Origin of the sequence: Streptomyces sp. NPDC012827, from assembly GCF_042900905.1 — a bacterium.
GTDB classification, from domain to species: Bacteria; Actinomycetota; Actinomycetes; order Streptomycetales; family Streptomycetaceae; genus Streptomyces; species Streptomyces gulbargensis.
Map to the genome: position 1 here is coordinate 1 of NZ_JBIBBY010000016.1, position 20,267 is coordinate 20,267.

Consider the following 20,267-nt stretch of genomic DNA (forward strand, 5'->3'; position numbering starts at 1 on the left):
CTCCCGCGCCAACGGCCCCACCGGCCGCACCACCTCCCCCGGCACCCCCAACGGCTCCCGACTCGTCGCCAGCACCCGCACCCCCGGACACCGGGCGAGCAGCTCCTCGGCCAGGCCGGCCGCCGGCCCCAGCAGGTGCTCGCAGTTGTCCAGCAGAAGCAGCATCCGGCGCCCGGCACAGTGCTCCACGAGCCGCGCGACGGGGTCGCCTCCGCCGCGCAGCTCCTCGGCCCCGGCTCCGCGCAGCACGGTCTCCCGCGCCCCGACGGCGGCGAGCACCGCCTCGGGGACGGCGTCCGGGTCCCGTACGGCGGCGAGTTCGGCCACCCACACCCCGTCGGGCCAGGCCCCGGCGACCCGCTCGGCCACCTCCTGCGACAGCCGGGTCTTCCCGGCCCCGCCGGTCCCGAGCAGCGTCACGAGCCGGGAGGAGCCGAGAGCCTCACTGATCGCGGCGATCTCTTCCTCCCGCCCGACGAAGCTGGTGAGCCGGGCCCGGAGATTGCCGGGCGGGGCGGCGGCCGTCCCGTGCTCCCCCGGAGGCGGGGGAGCGGATCCGGTCGCGGCGGCGGGTGCCGCCTGCGGACGCAGGAGTTCGGCGTGGAGGGCGAGGAGGGGCGGCGACGGGGTGGTGCCGAGGCGGGCGGCGAGGGCGCGGCGGAGGGTCTCGTAGGCGGCGAGCGCTTCCGCCGGGCGGCCCGTGGCGCGCAGGGCGCGGATGCGCAGGGCGTGGAGGGGTTCGTCCAGCGGGTGGGCCGTGCAGAGGGCGGTGAGGTCGGGGAGGGCACCGGCCGCGTCGCCGAGGGCCAGGGCGGCGCCGAGGCGGGCGCGGCGGGCGTCGAGGTGGCGCGCCTCCCAGCGGGCGGCCTCCGCCTCCCGGTCCGGCAGGTCGGCGAGGGGCGGCTCCCGCCACAGGCCGAGGGCCTCGTCGAGGAGGGCGGCGGCGCGGTCCGGGTCCCCGGCGTCGAGCGCGGCCGTGCCGTCGGCGGTGAGGCGTGCGAAGCGGTGGAGGTCCACGTCCGCCGGACCGGCGGCGAGGCGGTAGCCGCCCACGGCGGAGATCACGCGGTCCGGGCCGATCGCCCGGCGGAGCCGGCCGACGAGGGCCTGGAGCGCGGCGACGGCGTCGGCGGGCGGCTCCGTGCCGTGCCACACCTCGTCGACGAGGGCGCCGGCGGGCACGGTCCGGCCGGCCCGCAGGGCCAGGACCGTGAGGAGCGCCCGCAGCCGGGCGCCGCCGACCGCCACGCCGGTGCCGTCGGGGGCGTGGACGCGGGTCGGGCCGAGGACGGAGTAGCGCACGCCCCCATTCTCCGTGAACGCCGTCCCGCCCCGGACCGTCCCCGCCCCTCCCCGGCACCTGGGGGTGGAACTCCCGCGGCCCACCGGTACGTTTCCCGCAGACCGATGCTCCGCCCGCCCACTCCTCCGTCCCCTGGGAGCCCCCGATGACCACGGCCACCACCCGGCGCCACGAGCGGCGGGTCAGCCCCGTCTTCCTGGCGATCCTCGCCGTCATGGCCGTGACCGGCTGGGCGGTGTGGACGGACTTCGCCGCCTCCCTGGGCCTGGCCGTCTTCCTCTTCGTGGTCTCGGCGTGGGTGGTGTCGCTCTGTCTGCACGAGTACGCGCACGCCCGCACGGCCCTGCACGGCGGCGACATCACGGTGGGCGCCAAGGGCTATCTGACGCTGAACCCGCTGGCGTACACCCACGCCGTGCTGAGCGTCGTCCTGCCGCTGCTGTTCGTGATCATGGGCGGGATCGGTCTGCCGGGCGGTGCGGTCTTCATCGAGCAGGGGCGGATCAAGGGCCGCTGGAAGCACAGCCTCGTCTCGGCGGCGGGCCCGCTCGCCAACGTCCTCTTCGCCCTCGTCTGCACGGCGCCGTTCTGGCTGGGCGCGCTCGACGGCGTGCCGACCGCCTTCCGGTACGCCCTGGCCTTCCTGGCGTTCCTCCAGGTGACGGCGGCGCTCCTGAACCTGCTGCCGGTGCCGGGGCTCGACGGCTACGGGGTGCTGGAGCCCTGGCTGTCGTACAAGGTGCGGCGGCAGGTCGAGCCGTACGCGCCGTACGGCTTCTTCGTGGTGATCGCCCTGCTGTTCGTCCCGGCGGTCAACGCGGCCTTCTTCGACGCGATCGACGCGCTGATGCGGGGCCTCGGGGTGCCGGAGCTGACCCGGTACTGCGGCTCGCAGCTGTTCCGCTTCTGGACGGACGCGCCGGAGTTCTGCGAGGTCTGAGCCGCTACGCCCGGGCCTTCGCGCGGCGGATGTAGTACCAGGCCATGTTGGAGGAGAGGCCCGCGAGGAGCACCCACACGATGCCGAGGAAGCTGCCCTGGACGAAGGAGACGACGGCCGCGGCGACGGCCAGGGCGCAGACGACGAGGGCGTAGAGAGCGAGGCGGGGCATGGGGGTCGGCTCCTGTCGGGGTACCGGTGCGTACGGCTGGTGGTGCCCGTCCAGTGTCCCCCATGCCCCGAAGCGTCCGGACTCGGCCTCCGTCCGGGGGCGGTCCCGGCTCAGACGTCGGTGATCCGCAGGCCCGCGTGCGCCTTGTAGCGGCGGTTGACGGAGATCAGGTTGGCGACCAGGGACTCCACCTGGTGGGCGTTGCGCAGGCGGCCTGCGAAGAGGCCGCGCATGCCGGGAACGCGCCCGGCGAGGGCCTGGACGATCTCCACGTCGGCGCGCTCCTCGCCGAGGACCATCACGTCGGTGTCGATCTCCTCGACGGTGCTGTCCTGGAGGAGGACGGCGGAGAGGTGGTGGAAGGCCGCGGTCACCCGGGAGTCCGGGAGCAGGGCGGCGGCCTGTTCGGCGGCGGAGCCCTCCTCGGGCTTGAGGGCGTAGGCGCCCTTCTTGTCGAAGCCGAGCGGGTTGACGCAGTCGACGACGAGCTTGCCGGTGAGTTCTCCGCGGAGGGACTCCAGGGTCCTGGCGTGCCCGTCCCAGGGCACGGCGACGATGACGACGTCGCTGCGGCGGGCGCACTCGGCGTTGTCGGCTCCCTCGACGCCGAGGCCGATCCCGGCGGCCGCCTCCCGGGCGCGCTCCGCGGCGCGGGAGCCGAGGACGACCTTCTGGCCGGCCTTGGCGAACCGGTAGGCGAGGCCGCGGCCCTGTTCGCCGGTGCCGCCGAGGACGCCGACGACGAGGCCGGAGACGTCGGGGAGGTCCCAGGGGTCCTTGGGGGCCCTGCGGGGCTCGGTGGGTACCGGGGGCGCCACGGGTACGGCGGCCGTCGGGGCTGCCGGGGAGACCGAGGGGTCCAGGGGTTCCGTCGTGGAAGTCATGGCCCCGACATTACCGACCGGTCGGGCGGGGCGGGCCTTGCCCGTACGGGTGGATCCGCCGGCAACGGGCCATGTGCGGCTGCCGCCTGGGGCAGGATGCGGCCCCATGGATGCCGTTCGGGTCGCGTTGCTGCGGGAGGTGCTCGCCGGGACGGAGTGGCCGCGGGCCGCCCGCCGGTTCGCCGGTGCCCTCCGCGCCTCGGTCGTACCGCACCGGGGCGGGCTGCTGCTGGTGGGCACGGAGGAGTACGAGCCCTGGCACCTGGCCGCGCACCTGGTGGACGAGTCGGCCTGGTCCGGGCTGCCGGAGCTGTCCCCGACGCTGGTGCGGCACCGGGTGCGGCCGGGTGATCCGGCGCATCTGGCGGTCGGTCTCGGCCGGCTCGCGGCGGCCGGGCGGGGGTCGACGGTGCTCCTGGTGGCACCGGAGCGGCCGGACGGCGGGCTGCTCCAGCGCGTGCACGACGCCCGCCGGGCGGGGGCCACGGTGCTGGCCCTGGACGGCGGGGACGCGGAGGTGCGGGGGCTCGCGCACGAGGAGCTCACCGTCGCGGAGGGCGCGGAGGTGGACCTGGACACCGTGCAGCACCTGGTGAGCGCGGCGGCCGGGGAGAACAGCCTGCCCTCCCCGCGCGGCCGGCGCCGGTTCGCCGACCGGCTGGCCCGGCTCGCGGACCGGCTGACGGCCCCTCCCCCGCCCCGCTGGTGAGCCGGCCCCGGGGAGCGGGGTACCGGGTAATTCGGTTGCCGGGCGGCGCGGGGCCGACGGAGCATGTTCCCTCGTGTTCTCCAAGCTCTCCGCCGTGCTGCCCGACCTGGCGCCGTGGCGCGCCTCGCGCGACTTCCGGCTGCTGTGGGTCCAGGGGCTCGTCACCTACTTCAGCGGCGCCACGGCGATGATCGCGTTGCCGCTGCAGATCAAGGAGCTGACGGGCTCGCCGCTCGCGGTCGGCGCGATGGGCGCGGTCGAGCTGGTGCCGCTGGTGGTGTTCGGCCTGTACGGCGGGGCGCTCGCCGACGCGGTCGACCGGCGGAAGGTGATCCTCGGGACGGAGGCGGGGCTCGGTCTGCTGGCCCTGCTGCTGTTCCTGAACGCCCTCCTGCCGGAGCCGATGCTGTGGCCGCTGTACGTGGTGGCGGCCGGGGTCTCGGCGCTGGCCGGGCTCCAGCGGCCCGCCCTGGACTCGCTGCTCGCCCGGATCGTGCCGCACGAGCACCAGACGGCGGCGGCCGCGCTGAACTCTCTGCGGTGGCAGCTGGGCGCCGTCGCGGGGCCGGCGATCGCGGGTCTGGTGGTGGCGTACGCGGGTCACGCCCCCGCCTACGCGCTGACGGCGGCCGGCTTCGCGCTCTCGGTGCTGCTCTGCCGCCGGCTGTCGCCCGCGCCGCCCGCGCACGACGCCGACAAGCCCTCGCTGCGGGGCATCGCCGAGGGGGCCCGGTACGCCTGGTCGCGGCCGGTGCTGCTCGGGACGTACGCGGTGGACCTGGCCGCCATGTTCTTCGCCTTCCCGAACACGATCTTCCCGTTCCTCGCGGACGAGCTGGACGCGGACTGGGCGCTGGGCCTGATGTACGCGGCGGGCTCGGTCGGCTCGCTGATCCTGGGTCTGACCAGCGGCTGGACGGCGCGGGTACGGCGCCACGGCCTGCTGGTGGTCTTCGGCGCGGCGGGCTGGGGCGTGGCGATCGCGGCGGCCGGCTGGTTCGGGAACATCTGGCTGGTGCTGCTCTGCCTGGCGTGCGCGGGCGCCGGCGACATGCTGAGCGGTCTGGGCCGCTCGACCATCTGGAACCAGACCGTCCCGGAGGAGCTGCGCGGCCGGCTGGCGGGCATCGAGGTGCTCTCCTACAGCGTGGGCCCGCAGCTGGGCCAGGTCCGGGCGGGCGCGATGGCCGGCTGGACCGGCACCCGGCCGGCGGTCTGGTCGGGCGGCCTGGCCTGTGTCGCCTCCGTGGGCCTGCTCTGCCTGGCGCTGCCGAAGCTCCTCACGTACGACTCCGAGACGGACGAGGACTCGCTCGCCCGCAGGGCCGCCCAGCGGGAGACCGCCGCGGTGCCCCGGGGCCGGGACGCCACCGGGTCAGGGACCGACGCAGACGTCTGAGCCCTCGCGCCTTTCACCGGCGGGCCGGGACGCCAGGGCGCCGAGGACGTACGGCATGTCTTTCCGCCGGGTGACGCACCCGGCCGGACGGCGCGCGCCATGGCCGGGACCCGCAGAGCCCGGGGCCTCCTTCTTGCCGGCGCTCGGCCAGGAGGAGGCCCCGGGCGTCCTGAAGGCGGCCCCTAGTCCGGGTTCTCGTCCTTCGCGGCGGCGTCGTGCCAGCGGGGGTCCGTCTCCCACTCCAGGTTGCGCTCGCGGGCGGTATCCAGGGCGTGGGTGGCCTCCTCCCGGCTCGGGTACGGGCCGAAACGGTTCTTCGCCGGGCACTCGGGGCCTTCCTCGACCTTCTTGTGCTCCAGGCAGTAGAACCATTCGCCCGGCTTTCCGGCGGTGCGCTTCTTGAACAGGGCCATCGTCGGGGGCTCCTTCCTCCGAGACCATGCTGCCCCACCCGTGGTCGTTAGACTCGCTGGCATGTCTGGCCAGTCGCTTCTCGTACCGGGGGAGCTCTCCCCCCACCGCTCCGTCCCCGGCTCCATCCGCCGCCCCGAGTACGTGGGGAAGCCCGCCCCGGCCCCGTACACGGGGCCCGAGGTGCAGGATTCCGACACCATCGAGCGGATGCGGATCGCCGGCCGCATCGCCGCGCGGGCGATGGAGGAGGCCGCCAAGCACATCGCCCCGGGCGTCACCACCGACGAGCTCGACCGGGTCGCGCACGAGTTCATGTGCGACCACGGCGCCTACCCGTCGACGCTGGGCTACCGCGGCTTCCCGAAGTCGCTGTGCGCGTCGGTCAACGAGGTCATCTGCCACGGCATCCCGGACTCCACGGTGCTGCGGGACGGCGACATCGTGAACCTGGACGTCACCGCCTACATCCACGGCGTGCACGGCGACAACAACGCCACCTACCTCTGCGGCGACGTGGACGAGGAGTCGCGGCTGCTGGTGGAGCGGACCCGGGAGTCCCTGAACCGCGCCATCAAGGCCGTCAAGCCGGGCCGCCAGATCAACATCATCGGCCGGGTCATCGAGTCCTACGCCAAGCGCTTCGGCTACGGCGTCGTGCGGGACTTCACCGGGCACGGCATCAACTCGTCCTTCCACTCCGGCCTGATCGTGCCGCACTACGACTCCCCGCACCACACCACGGTCATCAAGCCGGGCATGACCTTCACGATCGAGCCGATGCTGACCCTCGGCACCCACGAGTACGACATGTGGGAGGACGGCTGGACCGTGGTGACCAAGGACCGGAAGCGGACGGCGCAGTTCGAGCACACCCTCGTGGTGACCGAGAACGGGGCCGAAATTCTCACGTTGCCCTGACCCCGCGAGCGGGTAGCGTCTTACCGACAGGACGTCGGGAACCGTTGACTTAGGTATGCCTAAGTAGGCAGGATCGTCATCGGTTCCCGTCCCATCGGTCCCGGAGGCCCGCCTTGGACACGCCTTTCTCCACGCTCATCCGCACCGCGTCGCACGAGCAGCACACGGAGGCGGAGACGTCGTCCTTCATGACCGACCTCCTGGGCGGGCGCCTGGGCGTGGACGCCTACGCGCGCTACACGGAGCAGCTCTGGTTCGTCTACCGGGCCCTGGAGGAGGGCGCGGAGGCGCTGCGCGAGGACCCGGTCGCCGGGCCGTTCGTGCGGCCGGAGCTGTTCCGTACGGCCGCCCTGGAGCGGGACCTGGTCCATCTGCGGGGCCCCGGCTGGCGTACCCGGGCCTCCGCGCTGCCGGCCACCGCCGCGTACGCCGAGCGGGTCGCCGCGTGCGCGCGTGACTGGCCGGGTGGTTATGTGGCCCACCACTACACGCGCTACCTGGGCGACCTGTCGGGCGGTCAGATCATCCGCGACAAGGCCGAGCGGACCTGGGGCTTCGCGCGCAAGGGCGACGGCGTGCGGTTCTACGTCTTCGAGGAGATCGGCAACCCGGCCGCGTTCAAGCGGGCCTACCGGGAGCTGCTCGACGGGGTGAACGCCGACGACCTGGAGAAGCAGCGGATCGTGGACGAGTGCCGGCGCGCCTTCGCCTTCAACACGGCCGTCTTCCGCGAGCTGGGGGCCGAGTTCCCGCTCAGCGCGTGAAGCTGCGGGGCCCGCGAGCCCCTCACCGGGTGCACCGGGCTCACCGGGTGAGCGTCGCCTCCAGAAGGACCCGGCCGCCGAGTTCCACGATGCCGCCGGGTCCGGGGGCGGTGAGGAGCTGCGAGCCGCGGCCCTGGGTGATGTTCAGGGCCCGGCCGAGTTCGGCCGAGAGCAGCAGGGCCGCCGCGCCGGTGGCCTCGTCCTCGTCGATGCCGTCGCCCCGCCCGGGGAAGGCGCGTGCCCGGATCCGGCCGGCGGCCTCCTCCTCCCACGCCCAGGCGTAGATCCACTCCCCGGGCTCGGGCACCTCCAGCGCCTCGACCTCGGCGGCGGAGCCGTACCGGCGCAGGGTGCGCGGCGGCGCCCACTCGGCCCGGGCCTCGATCCAGGTGAACTCGCCGTCCCCGCGCACCCACACCTCGCCCGCGGGCGGGCGTACGACCTCCAGGTCGAGCAGCCAGGCCGTCCCGACGAGCGGGTGCCCGGCGAAGGGCAGGCGCACGCCGGGGGTGTAGATGTCGACGATCCCGCGCTCGGGGTCGTCGACGAACACGGTCTCGCTGAAGCCGAGTTCCTTGGCGAGGGCCTGCCGGGCGGCCTCGTCGGGGTGCCCGCGCCCGTCCCGTACGACCCCGAGCCTGTTGCCGTGCCGGCCGTCGCCCGCGCAGAAGACCCGGAGGACGTCGATCTCGGTGGCGGAACTGCCGTACGCGGTCGTGTGCATGTCGGAATTGAACCATCCGGGGACCGGGCGGCAGGGGCGCACCAGGATTTCCGGTTCCGGCCCGGTCACGGTGCCCGGTCCCCGGATCGGCTGTGTCCCCGGCCCCGATAAGGTCGGGGGCGTCCGTGCCGGGTGGAGGAGCAGAAGGCGACCGATGAGAAGGCTGAGGCGACCGCTGGAGCAGTCCCGGTCGGAGTCGGAACCGCAGGCGCGCAGGCGGCTGCCGGCGCGCGGGGGCGCGAGCGGCGGACGGGTCGTCGTGGCGGCCGGCCGGGCGGCGCGGGGGCGCGCGGCGCGCGGGGTCGTGACGACCGCCGCGGCGCTCGCGCTCGCGTTGACGGCGAGCGGCTGCGTGACCGTGCACGGCGAGCTGGAGCTGCTGCCGCCGGCCTCCCGGGAGGAGGCCGCGCGGGCGCTGGCGGAGTTCACCGCCGCGTACAACCAGGCCGACAAGAAGCACGACCCGGCCCTCGCCTCGGGGCGGGTCACCGGGCCGTTCGGGGCGATCAACCAGGCGGGGCTGCGCGCGCGGGCGGTCACCGCCCCCGGCGGGAACCCGAACCACCTGCCGCTGGAGCTGACGGACGCGCGGTTCGCGCTGCCGCGCAAGGCGGGCTGGCCGCGCTGGTTCCTCGCGGACGCCGACTCGAACCGGGACGTCGACGAGGGCGCCGCCGACAACCGCTGGCTGCTGACCTTCGTACGGAACGGCCCCGACCAGCCGTGGGAGGTCGCCCACCTGGTGATCCTCGGTACGGCCACGGTGCCCGAGTTCGCCGAGGAGGAGGGGTACGCGGTCCCCGTCGGCGGGGGCGAGGGGGCGCTGGCGGTCGCGCCGAAGGACCTCGGCGCCCGGTACGTGGCGTTCCTGAAGGACGGCGAGCAGGGGCCGCTGGCGGCGGGCCCGCACACCACGCGCTGGCGCGCGGACCGGCTGAAGGCGGCCGAGCGGCCGGGGCTCGCCACCCAGTACCTCGACCAGGTCGCGGATCAGGGCGACTTCGCCCCGCTGGGGCTGCGGACCAAGGACGGCGGCGCGCTCGTCTTCTTCGCGACCCGGTACTTCGAGCGGCAGACGGCGGCGCAGGGCTACCGGCCGAAGGTGGCGCCGGAGGTGAAGGCGCTGATGACCGGCGAGGTCACGCGCACGGTCACCAAGGAGTGGGTGTCGGACCAGGCGGCGCTGGTGGAACCGGCGGGCACGGACCGCGACGGGGTCGTGGTCCTGGGCCGCCTCCAGGGCGTGGTGGCGGCCGAGGGCTCCTGAGCGGCGGGCGGGCCGACGGGTCCGGGGACCGGCGGCCCCGCGACGCGGCGCGGGCTCGGCGGGCCCGGCGCGGCCCCGGGTCAGCGGTGGGAGTGCGGGTCAGCGGGTCAGCGGCCAGGCGATCTCGTGGGCCGCGTGGTCCTCGCCGTCCTCCGACTCCCGCGCGGCGGCGTGCCGGGCGCAGGCGTCGGTGAGGGCCTCCAGGAGGTTCAGCGGGTCCGGCAGGGCGTGTTCGGGACCGCGGACCCAGGTGACGGCGGGATGGGCGTCCTCGTCACCGGGGAGCCGGGCGGGCGGGACGAGAACGTAGCTGCCCCGGCAGTGCCAGCGCAGGCCGGGGTGCTCGTCCATGGTCTCGGGATGGCAGTCGAGCTCGCACGGCCACCACTCGTCCTCGTCCTCGGGGGTGCCGCGGGTGGCGGTGAAGAAGAGCATCCGGCCGCCGTCGCCGACGCTGTCGGGGGACGCGGCCACCGGGCCGACGTCGACGCCCTCGGCGAGGAGGCGTTCCAGGGCGGCGCGGCCGGCGGACAGCGGCACGTCTAGGACGTCGTGGACCATGCCGGTGGCGGTGATGAAGTTCGCCTGGGGCTCGTTCCGCGCCCAGCGCTCGATCTGCGCCCGGTCGGTGGTGGACTGGGTCTGCCAGGCGAAGGAGACGGGGTGGCGGGCGGGGGTGGGACAGCCGATCCGCTCACAGGAACAGCTGTAGCCGACGGGGTACGCGGCGGGGGCGAGGGGCAGCCCGGCGGCGGCGACGGCCAGGAGCAGCTTCTCGCGGTCGTTCTGGTCCCCGGCCGCGTCGCGTTTGGGGCGCCTGCGCAGCCACTGTGCGAGTTTGCTCTCCGTGCCGCGGTAGCGGCCGATACCGTCGCCCATCTATCCCCTCACACCTCATGCTCGCCCGTTCGGCTCTGCCCATGGTCCCACCATCCTGCGCCCCAGGTGACCGGAGTGGGGAACCGGGGTGCGGAAGCGCGGGATCCGGGCGGCCCGGGGGAAGGGGCCCGCGGGCGCCGTCCGGAACGCTCAGGGGCGGGGCGCCAGGCCGCGCAGGACCTGGTCGACCAGGGCGTCGGCGTAGGCGTGGGTGAGCGGCAGGGTGCGGTGGATCCAGCGGTGGTGGAGGGGGCCGACGAGCAGCTCGACGGCGAGGCGCGGGTCGGTGTCCGGGGCGATGTCGCCCGCCCGCCGGGCGGCCTCGATGCGGCGCGTGTAGTACGCGAGCTGGGGTTCGAGCAGTGCCTCGGTGAAGCGGGCGCCGAGGTCGGGGTCGACGATCCCCTCGGCGGCCAGGGCCCGGGAGGGCACCTCGAAGGCGGGGTCGTTCATCTCGTCGACGGTGGCGCGCAGGACGTACTTCAGGTCGGCGGCGAGGTCGCCGGTGTCGGGGATCTCACTCTCGGCGGTGCCGCCGAGGGCCTCGTTGGCGCGGGCCGCGAGGTCGAGGAAGGCGTCGAGGAGGACGGCGGCCTTGGAGGGCCACCAGCGGTAGATGGTCTGCTTGCCGACACCGGCGCGGGCGGCGATGCCCTCGATGGTGGTCCTCGCGTAGCCGGTCTCGGAGACGAGGGCGAGGGCGGCGTCGAAGATGGCGCGGCGGGAGCGCTCGCTGCGGCGGGAGGCGTCGGGCGCCTTGGCCTTCCGGGGCGTCGCGGGCGCCCCGGGGGCCGTGGGGGCGGGGGGCGTCTCGGGGGTCTGGGACTCGGGGGACATGAACCTCAATCTAGCAGTCGGCGAGACGTCACGTCTCGCCTGAGGAGGGGCAGGCCGGCACCGGATCCGCGCGTCTCCCCCGCCCCACCGGTCCCCCCGCCCCCACCGGTCTCCCCGCGTCCCGCCGATGACCCGGCGGCGCCGCCCGAACCACCCGAACGGTCCACAGCGCGCGGGCCGCCGGGAGCGGACCATGGGGTCACCGATTCTCGGTTCTTCCGTCCGTCCGTTCGTGAGGAGCCCGCATTGCGCCCCACTCCGCGCACGCCCTCGCCCCGCCGTTACCTGATGTGCCCACCCACGCACTTCTCGGTGACGTACTCCATCAACCCGTGGATGGACCCCACGAAACCGGTCGACCTGCCGCTGGCCCTCGCCCAGTGGGAGGACCTGCGCGACCGCTACCGCTCGCTCGGCCACACCGTGGAGCTGCTCGACCCGCACCCCGCCCTGCCCGACATGGTGTTCGCCGCCAACGGCGCCACCGTCGTCGACGGCCGGGTGCTCGGCGCGAAGTTCGCGTACCCCGAGCGCGCCGACGAGGCGGCCGTCCACCTGGCCTGGTTCCGCAGGAACGGCTGGGCGGAGGAGGACCTGCGGGAGCCGGACCACGTGAACGAGGGCGAGGGCGACTTCGCCGTCACCTCCTCCTGGATCCTCGCCGGGCGCGGCTTCCGCTCCAGCCCGCTCTCGCACGACGAGGCCCAGGAGTTCTTCGGCCGCCCGGTGATCGGCCTGGAGCTGGTGGACCCGCGCTACTACCACCTGGACACCGCCCTGTGCGTCCTGGACGACGCCCGCGACGAGGTCATGTACTACCCCGCCGCCTTCTCCCCCGGCAGCCGCGCGGTCCTCGCCCGCCTCTTCCCCGACGCCCTGCTCGCCACCGAGGAGGACGCGGCGGCGCTCGGCCTGAACGCGGTCAGCGACGGCCGCCACGTGCTGTTCCCGCAGACGGCGGCGGGCCTCTTCGAACCGCTGCGGCGCCGCGGCTTCGAGCCGATCGGCATGGACCTGAGCGAGCTGCTCAAGGGCGGCGGCAGCGTGAAGTGCTGCACGCAGGAGCTGCGGCCCTAGGCCGGGTCAGGCCGGTTCCCCGGGAGGCCAGGGGTCGCCCCAGTCGGCGTCCCTGGCCTCCTTGTAGAGCGCGCCGTGCCGCTTGGTGACGGTCTCGCGCCCGAGACCGTCCGGGCCGCAGAGCTCCAGGAGCACCTGACCCTTGCGGATCTGCGGCCTGCGGGTGACGCGGGCGGACGCCGGGGCCACCGGGAACCGGACGGCCGCCACGTACGCGTACTTCTCGTCCTCGTACGGCAGGGAACCGCCCTTCACCCGGCGGTGCAGCGAGGACCGGGTGACCCGGGCGGAGAAGTGGCACCAGTCGGTGCCGGGCACGATCGGGCAGGCCCCGCTGTGGGGGCAGGGCGCGGCGACCGCGAAGCCGGCGCCGACGAGCAGGTCACGGGCGGCGATGATCCGTTCGTAGCCGTCCGGGGTGCCGGGCTCGACGATGACGACCGCGCCCCGAGCGGCGCGGGCCGCCTCGGTCACCAGGGCGGTCCGGTCGGCTTCGGTCAGCTCCTTGAGCACGTACGAGACGGTGACGAGGTCCGTGTCGGTGAGGCGCAGCGCCGAGCCGATCCGTTCGCGCCGCCACTCGGCGTCGAGGACGCCCCCGGCGAGTTCGCGGCCGAGCGCGAGGGCCGGCTCGGCCCAGTCCAGGACGGTGGTCCGGGGCGGGTTCTCCTCCCAGGCCCCGGCGACGGCCCAGCTCGCCGCGCCGGTGCCGCCGCCGACGTCCGTGTGCGTGCCGGGCGCCCAGTCGGGCGCCGCGTCGCGCAGCGCGGCGAGGGCGCCCCGTACCGCCTCGAAGGTGGCGGGCATCCGGTACGCGGCGTAGGCGGCGACGTCGGAGCGGTCGCGCAGCACGGGGGCGTCCGTCGGGGTGGTCCCCCGGTAGTTGGTGATGAGCCGCTCGACGGCCTTCGCGGCCTGGGAGGGCGGCAACCCGTCGAGGAGCCCGGCGAGGGCGGCGCGCAGGGACTCGGCGGAGGAAGGAGAGGCGTTCACCGAGACAGTCTAGGCGCCCCCGCGCGTCCGGAACCGGCCCCCCGGACCGCACTCACCGAGGGCTCGGGGGCAGGCACCCTGGGGCCCGGGGGCCGGTCTCCTCGGGCCCGGGGGCCGGTCTCCTCGGGCCCGGGGGCCGGTCTCCTCGGCTCCGGGGCCTCAGCCGCCGGTGGCCGCCGGGCGCCGCCAGGGGCGGCAGAGGCCGAGGAAGCAGCCGAGGGCGAGGACGGCGCAGGCGAGCTGCACGGCGGCCATCGGCACCGCCGTCCGTTCACCGGCGATGCCGACGAGCGGGGAGGCGACCGCGCCGATGAGGAAGGAGGAGGTGCCGAGGAGCGCGGAGGCGGAGCCGGCGGCGTGCGGGGTGCGCATGAGCGCCTGCGCGTTGGTGTTGGGCATGGCGAGGCCCATCGCCGACATCAGGACGAAGAGTCCGGCCGCGATCGGCACCAGTCCGGGCTCGCCGAAGACCCCGGTCGTCATGAGCAGCAGCGCCACGGCGGCGAGCAGGATGACCGCGAGCCCCCAGCCGAGCACCTTGTCCAGGCTGACGCGGCCGACGAGCAGCTTGCCGTTGATCTGGCCGACGGCGACGAGGCCGACCGAGTTGAGGCCGAAGAGGAGGCTGAAGGTCTGCGGCGAGGCGCCGTAGATCTCCTGGACGACGTAGGGCGAGGCGGTGATGTAGGCGAAGAGCGCGGCGAAGGCGAGGCCGCCGGCCAGCATGTAGCCGGTGAAGACCCGGTCGGCGAGCAGGCCGCGCATCGTCCGCAGGGCGTCGGCCACGCCGCCCTGGTGGCGGCGTTCGGCGGGCAGCGTCTCACCGAGGAAGCGCCAGACGACGACCGTGAGCAGGAGACCGATCACGGCGAGGACGTGGAAGACGCCCCGCCAGTCGGTGATCCGCAGGATCTGGCCGCCGATGAGCGGGGCGACGATGGGCGCGGCCCCGGAGATCAGCATGAGGGTGGAGAAGAAGCGGGCCATCTCGACGCCGTCGTACAGGTCGCGGACGACGGCGCGGGCGATGACGATGGCGGCGGCGCCCGCGAGTCCCTGGAGCAGCCGGAAGGCGATGAGCAGTTCGGCGGTCGGGGCGAGGGCGCAGACGGCGGTGGCGAGGACGTAGACGACCATGCCGGCGAGGAGCGGCCGGCGGCGCCCCCACTTGTCGCTCATCGGCCCGACGACGAGCTGGCCGACGGCCATGCCCGCGAGGCAGGCGGTGAGGGTGAGCTGGATGGTGGCGGCGGGGGCGTGGAGGGCGCGGGTGACCTCCGGCAGGGCCGGGAGGTACATGTCCATGGAGAGCGGCGGGAGGGCCGTGAGGCCGCCGAGGACGAGGGTGACGAGCAGACCGGCCCGCCGGAGCGCGGCGGCGGGGGCCGGGGTGGCGGCGGCCGTGCCGGGGTCCGCGGCGGAGGCGGCGGCGGGGTCGGGGGTCGGGGATATGGGTCCGTGCGTCGTGGTCTTGCCGCTCTCCGGCATCGACAGCTCCATTTCGTTGAATCCTTGCCTATGCTCTCAGCTCGATCGGCATGGTCGAGACCTGTGGGGTGGGGATGGACGGGAACAAGGTCGGGAACCGGACAGTGCGCTGGGGCGTGCTCGCGACCGGTGGGATAGCGGAGCGGTTCACCTCGGATCTGCGGGGCCTGGAGGGCGCGGAGGTCGTGGCGGTGGCGTCCCGTACGGAGGCGTCGGCGCGGGCCTTCGCGGACCGGTTCGGGATTCCCCGGGCGTACGGGGACTGGGCGGGCCTCTTCACCGACGCGGAGGTGGACGTCGTGTACGTCGCGACGCCGCACCACGCGCACCGGGAGGCGGCCGGACGCGCACTGGAGGCGGGAAAGGCGGTCCTCTGCGAGAAGGCCTTCACACTCAACTCCGCCGAGGCGGAGGAGCTGGTGGGAATCGCCCGGGACCGGGACCTCTTCCTGATGGAGGCCATGTGGATGTACTGCAATCCGCTGATCCGGCGGCTGGCCGAGCTGGTACGGGACGGGGCGATCGGCGAAGTCCGCACCGTCCAGGCGGACTTCGGGCTCGCGGGGCCGTTCGGTCCGGACCACCGGCTGCGTGACCCGGCCGTCGGCGGCGGGGCGCTGCTCGATCTCGGGGTGTACCCGGTGTCGTTCGCGCAGTTGCTGCTCGGCGAGCCGTCCGCCGTCCAGGCGCACGCGCTGCTCTCCCCCGAGGGGGTGGACCTCAACACCGGCATGCTGCTGGGCTGGGAGTCGGGCGCGTCGGCGCTGCTGTCCTGCTCGCTCGTCGCGGACACTCCGCTGACGGCCTCGGTGACGGGGACGGAGGGCCGGATCGACGTCCCGCGCGGCTTCTTCTTCCCCGAGCGGTTCACGCTGGTGCGGAACGGGGGCGCGGAGCCGGAGGAGTTCGTGAACGCGGACGATCCGCATTCGCTGCGGCACGAGGCGGCCGAGGTGATGCGGTGCCTGCGCGCGGGCGAGAAGGAGTCGCCGCTGGTGCCGCTGGAGGGCACGCTCGCGGTGATGCGGACGCTCGACGCGGTGCGCGAGCGCGTCGGCGTCCGCTATCCCCGGGAGACCGGGACCATCCCGCCGCCGGCCGTGGCGGGCCGCGCCGAGCCGGCCGTCACACCGGCCTGAGACCGGCCGGCCCGGGCCCCCGGTCGTCGCACCGGCCTGAGGCCCGGGCCGCCGCACCGCCGGGGCCCCGGGCCGTCACACCGGCCTGAGGCCCTGGTTCCCCGCCTCCGTGACGAAGGAGGCGGCGGTCGTGACGGGGGCGCCCGGGGTCGTCACGTACGGGACCGTACGGAAGTCGGCGCGGGCGCTGTCCTCGGTGAGGGCCACCGTGACGTACCCCCGCCGCCCGTTGAAGAACTTCAGGTGCGCATTGGCCTGCATCAGCCGGTCGTAGTTCGCGGGACGGTCGGCGCCGTCCTTGCCGCTGGCGACGGAGGTGGCGACGATCTCGGTGCCGAGGGTCCGGGAGGACGGATCGCGGAAGTCGGCCTTGATGTCGAAGCCGTAACCGACGTGGACGTCTCCGGTGAGCACCATCAGGTTCTCCACCCCGGCCGCCGCCGCGCCCGCGAGGATCCGCTGCCGGGAGGCCGGGTAGCCGTCCCAGGAGTCCATGGACACCTTGAAGTCGGCGGTGGGCCGGTCGCGGCGCTCGGAGAACACGACCTGCTGCGGCAGGAGGTTCCAGCGGGCGCCGGAGGCGCGCCAGCCGTCGAGCAGCCAGCGTTCCTGCGCGGCGCCGGTCATGGTGCGCGCCGGGTCCTCGGAGGCGGGGCCGGGGACCTGCCAGCCGTCCCCGTACGCCTGGTCGGAGCGGTACTGGCGGGTGTCGAGGATGTCGAACTGGGCGAGGCGGCCGAAGCGCAGCCGCCGGTACAGCCGCATGTCCGGGCCCTCGGGCAGCTGGGGGCGGCGCAGCGGCTGGTGCTCCCAGTAGGCGCGGTAGGCGGCGGCGCGGCGGAGCAGGAACTCCTCGGGCGGGACGCCGTTCTCGGGCGTGCCGCCGGCGTAGTTGTTCTCGGTCTCGTGGTCGTCCCAGGTGACGACGAAGGGGTGGGCGGCGTGGGCGGCCCGCAGGTCGGGGTCGGTCTTGTAGAGGCCGTAGCGGAGCCGGTAGTCCTCCAGGGTGATCGTCTCGCGGTTGAAGACGGCCGGGAGGGTGCGGTCGGTGTAGGCACGGGCGCCGCCGGTGGCGTTCACGGCGTACTCGTACAGGTAGTCGCCGAGGTGGAGGACGACGTCGAGGTCCTCGTCGGCCAGGTGACGGTAGGCGGTGAAGTAGCCGTCGTGGTAGGCCTGGCAGGAGACGGCGGCCAGGGTGAGCCCGGCGGGCCGGTCCCCGGGGGCGGGGGCGGTACGGGTGCGGCCGACCGGGCTGGTCCAGTCGCCGGCCCGGAAGCGGTAGAAGAACTCGCGGCCCGGCTCCAGGTGCTCGACCTCGGCGTGGACGGTGTGGCTGAACTCGGGGTGCGCGGTGGCCGCTCCGCGCCGGACCGTACGGCTGAAGCGTTCGTCGCGGGCGAGTTCCCAGTGGACGGTGACCCGGCGGGCGGGCAGTCCGCCGCCCGGCTCGAAGGGGCGCGGCGCGAGCCGGGTCCAGAGGAGGACGGAGCCGGGCAGCGGGTCTCCGGAGGCGACCCCGAGGGTGAACGGGTCCTCGGTGAGGCGGCGGGCGTCGAGTTCGGCGGCGGCCGCGGCACCGGCCGCGGGCAGCTGGGTGGCGAAGGCGAGCGCGGCGGCGGCGCCGGTGACGGTGAGGAACCGGCGACGGCCGAAGTGACGTGCGGCGTCGCGGAGTTCCCTGTCGTGCTGCTGTCCCTGGGTCATGTGCCCCTCCCCTGACGGATGATGTCCGTCCGGTATTCGAGGCGCGCGGGACGTCATCCTGTTGTCGGGGACAGGACATCCACGTGTCGGACGGATGAGTTCATGGGGCACGCGCCTGGCGTACGCTGCGCGGCCATGAGCATCGCAGTGGTGACGGGAGCGGGTTCGGGCATCGGCCGGAGCGTGGCGCTGGCGCTCGCGGAGGCGGGCTGGTCGGTGGCCCTGGCGGGCCGCCGGGAGGAGGCCCTGCGGGAGACGGCGGCGGCCCTCCCCTCCGGTGACTTCCTGTGCGTGCCGACGGACGTCACGTCCGCCGCGCGGGTGGCCGCCCTCTTCTCTGCGGTACGGGACCGGTACGGGCGCGTCGACCTGCTGTTCAACAACGCCGGCACGTTCGCGGGCGGCGGCGTCCCGGTGGAGGACCTGGACCCGGAGACCTGGCGCGCGGTGGTCGACGTCAACCTCACGGGCGCGTTCCTGTGCGCCCAGGCGGCCTTCCGGGCGATGAAGGAGCAGGACCCGCAGGGTGGCCGGATCATCAACAACGGCTCGATCTCCGCGCACGTACCGCGCCCGCACTCGATCGCGTACACGGCGACGAAGCACGCGATGACGGGCCTGACGAAGTCCCTGTCGCTGGACGGCCGCCCGCACCGGATCGCCTGCGGCCAGATCGACATCGGGAACGCGGCGACGGAGATGACGGCCCGCATGCAGGCCGGCATCCTCCAGGCGGACGGCCGGCTGGCGCCGGAGCCGGTGATGGACGCGGCGGACGTGGCGGCGACGGTGGTGCACATGGCGGGTCTGCCGCTGGAGGCGAACGTCCAGTTCGCGACGGTGATGGCGACGGCGATGCCGTACATCGGCCGGGGCTGAGAGGGCGCCTCGGGCCGGCGGCCCGGGGCGGCCGCCTCAGGCCCTGCGGGCGGAAGGCCGTCCGGTGGCCCGGCCCCCTCGAGCCCTGCGGGCGGAAAGCGCTCGCGGCCCGCCGCACAGGCCCCGCGGCCGGGAGGCGCCCCGTGGCCCGCCGCCTCAGGCCTGGCCGGCCTCGAAGCGTGACACCCTGCCGTCCTCGACGGTGAAGCGCCAGGCGGTCCGCATCTCGCCCGAGGTGTCGTTGCGGTAGCGGGCGACGAGCGCGCGCCCGCCGTCGGTCTCCTTCTCGACGTCCATGTGACCCCGCGAGGCGAACACCTCGTTGTCGAGCCACTTCCGCAGATCGCGGTCGGAACCGTCGTCGGACATGGTGGCGTCGGGGGTGAGGGTGTGGAGGAGCGCCTCCTCGTCGTGGGCGTTGAGGGCGGTGACGAAGGCGCGGACGGCCGGGTCGCTGAGCTGGTGCACGGGGATGGTCATGCCCCACCCGTACACCGGGGGACCTCCCGGGGGCGCGGTGCGCGCCGAACGGCCCCCGCGGGCTGCCCCGGATGACCGACACGGGCGACCGCCGCGCGTGTTCTCCTGCCCGGAGCCGGGCGTTCCGGGCAGGATCGGGGCATATGCCGCAGCCGGAGCCAGCTCAGGAGGAGCGATGTCGGACGCCGCGAAGGTCGTCAAGCTGTACGCCAAGGGGGCCCCGGTGGGTGTCCTGGACGGAGGACTCGTCGCCCTCCCGGCGCCGGGGGAACGCGCCGCCGAATGGTCCGTGAGCCTGACGGACGGCGGCTTCCGCTTCGCCCTGAAGGGGACGGACGAGGTGGTCACCGCCGCCGGCACGGACCGCGCGCCCGCCACCGTCCGCCCGGACACCACGGAGGCCTCCGTGTGGCGCCTCCAGTACGTGGACGCCGAGGGCACCACCACGCTCACCTCGCTCGCGGACCTGCGCGACGGCACGTACGTGATCGACCGGCGCGGCCTGGCCCTCGGCCGGGACCTCTTCGAGCCCCGCACGCCCGGCCCGAAGCCGGTCGTGGTCCGCACGGACGACCGGACCCCGTTCTGGAGGGTGGAGATCCTGGACTGACCGGCGGCCCCGGGCGATCAGACGGAGGCGGGCGGGCGCCGGTGCGGCATGGCCCATCCCCCGGCGAGCCGCGAGGGGCGCAGCTGCTCCCCGCCTCCGAAGAACTCGCAGAACTTCATGAACAACGGGTCCCAGCCGACCGGGTCCACGTACCGCGTCCCCGGGATGACCAGCTCCTCCTCCACGTGCGTCCGGAGCACCCGGACCTCGAAGGCGGTGGCCCGCGTGTCCGTCCCCCCGAACGGATGGGCCGCGACGACCCGGCACTCCAGCTGCACGGGACACTCAGCCACCCGGGGCGCCCCCACCACCTCCGACGCCTGCTCGGTCAGGCCCGCCACCCCGAACTTGTCGGGCTCGTACCGGTAGCCCTGCCCGGCCTTGCGCTCCGGCACGTCCGGCCGCCCCGTGGTGAGCGCGAGCCGGTCGACGGCCCCGGCCATCGCCGCCGACGGCAGATTGAGCACGCACTCCCCGTCCCGCAGCAGGTTCTCCGTGGTCCGGGCGCTGTTCCCGAGCCCGAGCATGCAGGACTGCCCGAGCCACCAGGCGGACGACATGGGCGCGAGGTTCGCCGTGCCGTCCTCGTTGAGCGAACTGATGAGCACCACGGGAGTCCCGAAGTACAGAACCTTGATCCCGGGAACGACGTGCATGTGCCGCACCTTCCACAGAGCGCCGAGT

At 74.7% G+C, this 20,267-nt stretch carries 21 protein-coding genes and 1 pseudogene; 10 read left to right on the forward strand and 12 right to left on the reverse strand.

The genetic code is table 11. From position 1 onward, the window contains the following. Positions 1 to 1,302 (reverse strand): BTAD domain-containing putative transcriptional regulator (locus ACFY60_RS28660; protein ID WP_388608201.1); only part of this gene is annotated, 1,302 nt, incomplete at its 3' end. Positions 1,303 to 1,448: 146 nt separating this feature from the next. Between ACFY60_RS28660 and ACFY60_RS28665 the strand changes: the two genes are divergently transcribed. Continuing rightward, positions 1,449 to 2,243, forward strand: coding sequence for a site-2 protease family protein (locus ACFY60_RS28665; RefSeq protein ID WP_388608202.1), 795 nt, complete (start codon positions 1,449 to 1,451; stop codon positions 2,241 to 2,243). A 4-nt stretch (positions 2,244 to 2,247) separates the two neighbouring features. Here ACFY60_RS28665 and ACFY60_RS28670 read toward each other — a convergent pair. Continuing rightward, positions 2,248 to 2,479 (reverse strand): annotated as a pseudogene (locus ACFY60_RS28670) (hypothetical protein). A 46-nt stretch (positions 2,480 to 2,525) separates the two neighbouring features. After that, positions 2,526 to 3,299: an NADPH-dependent F420 reductase gene (gene npdG, locus ACFY60_RS28675; RefSeq protein ID WP_388608204.1), complete on the reverse strand. Its 774-nt coding sequence runs from the start codon at positions 3,297 to 3,299 to the stop codon at positions 2,526 to 2,528. A gap of 106 nt (positions 3,300 to 3,405) precedes the next feature. On the opposite strand from npdG, the gene ACFY60_RS28680 reads away from it, so the two are divergent. Further along, positions 3,406 to 4,008: a hypothetical protein gene (locus ACFY60_RS28680; RefSeq protein WP_388608206.1), complete on the forward strand. Its 603-nt coding sequence runs from the start codon at positions 3,406 to 3,408 to the stop codon at positions 4,006 to 4,008. Positions 4,009 to 4,081: 73 nt separating this feature from the next. Then, positions 4,082 to 5,407, forward strand: coding sequence for an MFS transporter (locus tag ACFY60_RS28685; RefSeq protein WP_388608208.1), 1,326 nt, complete (start codon positions 4,082 to 4,084; stop codon positions 5,405 to 5,407). A gap of 182 nt (positions 5,408 to 5,589) precedes the next feature. Here ACFY60_RS28685 and ACFY60_RS28690 read toward each other — a convergent pair whose 3' ends face one another. Continuing rightward, on the reverse strand, positions 5,590 to 5,820 hold the full coding sequence (locus tag ACFY60_RS28690; RefSeq protein WP_388608211.1) for a hypothetical protein: 231 nt from the start codon (positions 5,818 to 5,820) through the stop codon (positions 5,590 to 5,592). A gap of 61 nt (positions 5,821 to 5,881) precedes the next feature. Here ACFY60_RS28690 and map point away from each other — a divergent pair, with 61 nt between their 5' ends. Continuing rightward, positions 5,882 to 6,739, forward strand: coding sequence for a type I methionyl aminopeptidase (gene map / locus ACFY60_RS28695; RefSeq protein WP_388608213.1), 858 nt, complete (start codon positions 5,882 to 5,884; stop codon positions 6,737 to 6,739). 113 nt (positions 6,740 to 6,852) lie between these two features. Beyond that, the gene (locus ACFY60_RS28700) at positions 6,853 to 7,503 is read left to right on the forward strand and encodes a heme oxygenase (biliverdin-producing) (RefSeq protein ID WP_388608215.1); all 651 of its coding nucleotides are present in this window, start codon (positions 6,853 to 6,855) and stop codon (positions 7,501 to 7,503) included. Positions 7,504 to 7,543: 40 nt separating this feature from the next. On the opposite strand, the gene ACFY60_RS28705 is transcribed toward ACFY60_RS28700, so the two are convergent. Then, entirely contained in the window at positions 7,544 to 8,227 is a 684-nt protein-coding gene (locus ACFY60_RS28705) for a PhzF family phenazine biosynthesis protein (RefSeq protein ID WP_388608216.1), read from the reverse strand. 154 nt (positions 8,228 to 8,381) lie between these two features. Between ACFY60_RS28705 and ACFY60_RS28710 the strand changes: the two genes are divergently transcribed. Next, complete coding sequence (locus ACFY60_RS28710; protein ID WP_388608218.1) at positions 8,382 to 9,494, forward strand: hypothetical protein; 1,113 nt, start codon at positions 8,382 to 8,384, stop codon at positions 9,492 to 9,494. A gap of 99 nt (positions 9,495 to 9,593) precedes the next feature. Here the strand turns inward: ACFY60_RS28710 and ACFY60_RS28715 are convergent, their stop codons facing one another. Continuing rightward, positions 9,594 to 10,373 (reverse strand): bifunctional DNA primase/polymerase, encoded by a 780-nt coding sequence (locus ACFY60_RS28715; protein WP_388608220.1) that lies wholly within the window; start codon positions 10,371 to 10,373, stop codon positions 9,594 to 9,596. 150 nt (positions 10,374 to 10,523) lie between these two features. After that, complete coding sequence (locus ACFY60_RS28720; protein ID WP_388608221.1) at positions 10,524 to 11,210, reverse strand: TetR/AcrR family transcriptional regulator; 687 nt, start codon at positions 11,208 to 11,210, stop codon at positions 10,524 to 10,526. Positions 11,211 to 11,456: 246 nt separating this feature from the next. Here ACFY60_RS28720 and ddaH point away from each other — a divergent pair, with 246 nt between their 5' ends. Next, positions 11,457 to 12,287 (forward strand): dimethylargininase, encoded by an 831-nt coding sequence (gene ddaH, locus ACFY60_RS28725; protein ID WP_388608224.1) that lies wholly within the window; start codon positions 11,457 to 11,459, stop codon positions 12,285 to 12,287. Positions 12,288 to 12,293: 6 nt separating this feature from the next. Here ddaH and ACFY60_RS28730 read toward each other — a convergent pair whose 3' ends face one another. Both ACFY60_RS28730 and ACFY60_RS28735 read right to left on the reverse strand, forming a co-directional pair. Further along, a complete protein-coding gene (locus tag ACFY60_RS28730; protein ID WP_388608226.1) occupies positions 12,294 to 13,280 on the reverse strand; it encodes a small ribosomal subunit Rsm22 family protein in 987 nt (328 codons plus the stop codon). 159 nt (positions 13,281 to 13,439) lie between these two features. Further along, complete coding sequence (locus tag ACFY60_RS28735; protein ID WP_388608227.1) at positions 13,440 to 14,780, reverse strand: Bcr/CflA family multidrug efflux MFS transporter; 1,341 nt, start codon at positions 14,778 to 14,780, stop codon at positions 13,440 to 13,442. 62 nt (positions 14,781 to 14,842) lie between these two features. Here ACFY60_RS28735 and ACFY60_RS28740 point away from each other — a divergent pair, with 62 nt between their 5' ends. Next, positions 14,843 to 15,907 (forward strand): Gfo/Idh/MocA family protein, encoded by a 1,065-nt coding sequence (locus ACFY60_RS28740; RefSeq protein ID WP_388608228.1) that lies wholly within the window; start codon positions 14,843 to 14,845, stop codon positions 15,905 to 15,907. Between the two features lie 75 nt (positions 15,908 to 15,982). Here the strand turns inward: ACFY60_RS28740 and ACFY60_RS28745 are convergent, their stop codons facing one another. Continuing rightward, on the reverse strand, positions 15,983 to 17,614 hold the full coding sequence (locus ACFY60_RS28745; RefSeq protein ID WP_388608230.1) for an alkaline phosphatase D family protein: 1,632 nt from the start codon (positions 17,612 to 17,614) through the stop codon (positions 15,983 to 15,985). 102 nt (positions 17,615 to 17,716) lie between these two features. On the opposite strand from ACFY60_RS28745, the gene ACFY60_RS28750 reads away from it, so the two are divergent. Continuing rightward, on the forward strand, positions 17,717 to 18,493 hold the full coding sequence (locus ACFY60_RS28750) for an SDR family oxidoreductase (RefSeq protein ID WP_388608231.1): 777 nt from the start codon (positions 17,717 to 17,719) through the stop codon (positions 18,491 to 18,493). A 156-nt stretch (positions 18,494 to 18,649) separates the two neighbouring features. On the opposite strand, the gene ACFY60_RS28755 is transcribed toward ACFY60_RS28750, so the two are convergent. Continuing rightward, complete coding sequence (locus tag ACFY60_RS28755) at positions 18,650 to 18,973, reverse strand: nuclear transport factor 2 family protein (protein WP_388608232.1); 324 nt, start codon at positions 18,971 to 18,973, stop codon at positions 18,650 to 18,652. Between the two features lie 175 nt (positions 18,974 to 19,148). Here ACFY60_RS28755 and ACFY60_RS28760 point away from each other — a divergent pair, with 175 nt between their 5' ends. Further along, a complete protein-coding gene (locus tag ACFY60_RS28760) occupies positions 19,149 to 19,583 on the forward strand; it encodes a hypothetical protein (RefSeq protein ID WP_388608233.1) in 435 nt (144 codons plus the stop codon). 17 nt (positions 19,584 to 19,600) lie between these two features. Here the strand turns inward: ACFY60_RS28760 and ACFY60_RS28765 are convergent, their stop codons facing one another. Next, positions 19,601 to 20,239 carry a flavin reductase family protein gene (locus tag ACFY60_RS28765; protein WP_388608234.1) on the reverse strand — a complete coding sequence of 213 codons (639 nt, stop codon included), beginning with the start codon at positions 20,237 to 20,239 and terminating at the stop codon, positions 19,601 to 19,603. Positions 20,240 to 20,267: the final 28 nt, after the last annotated feature.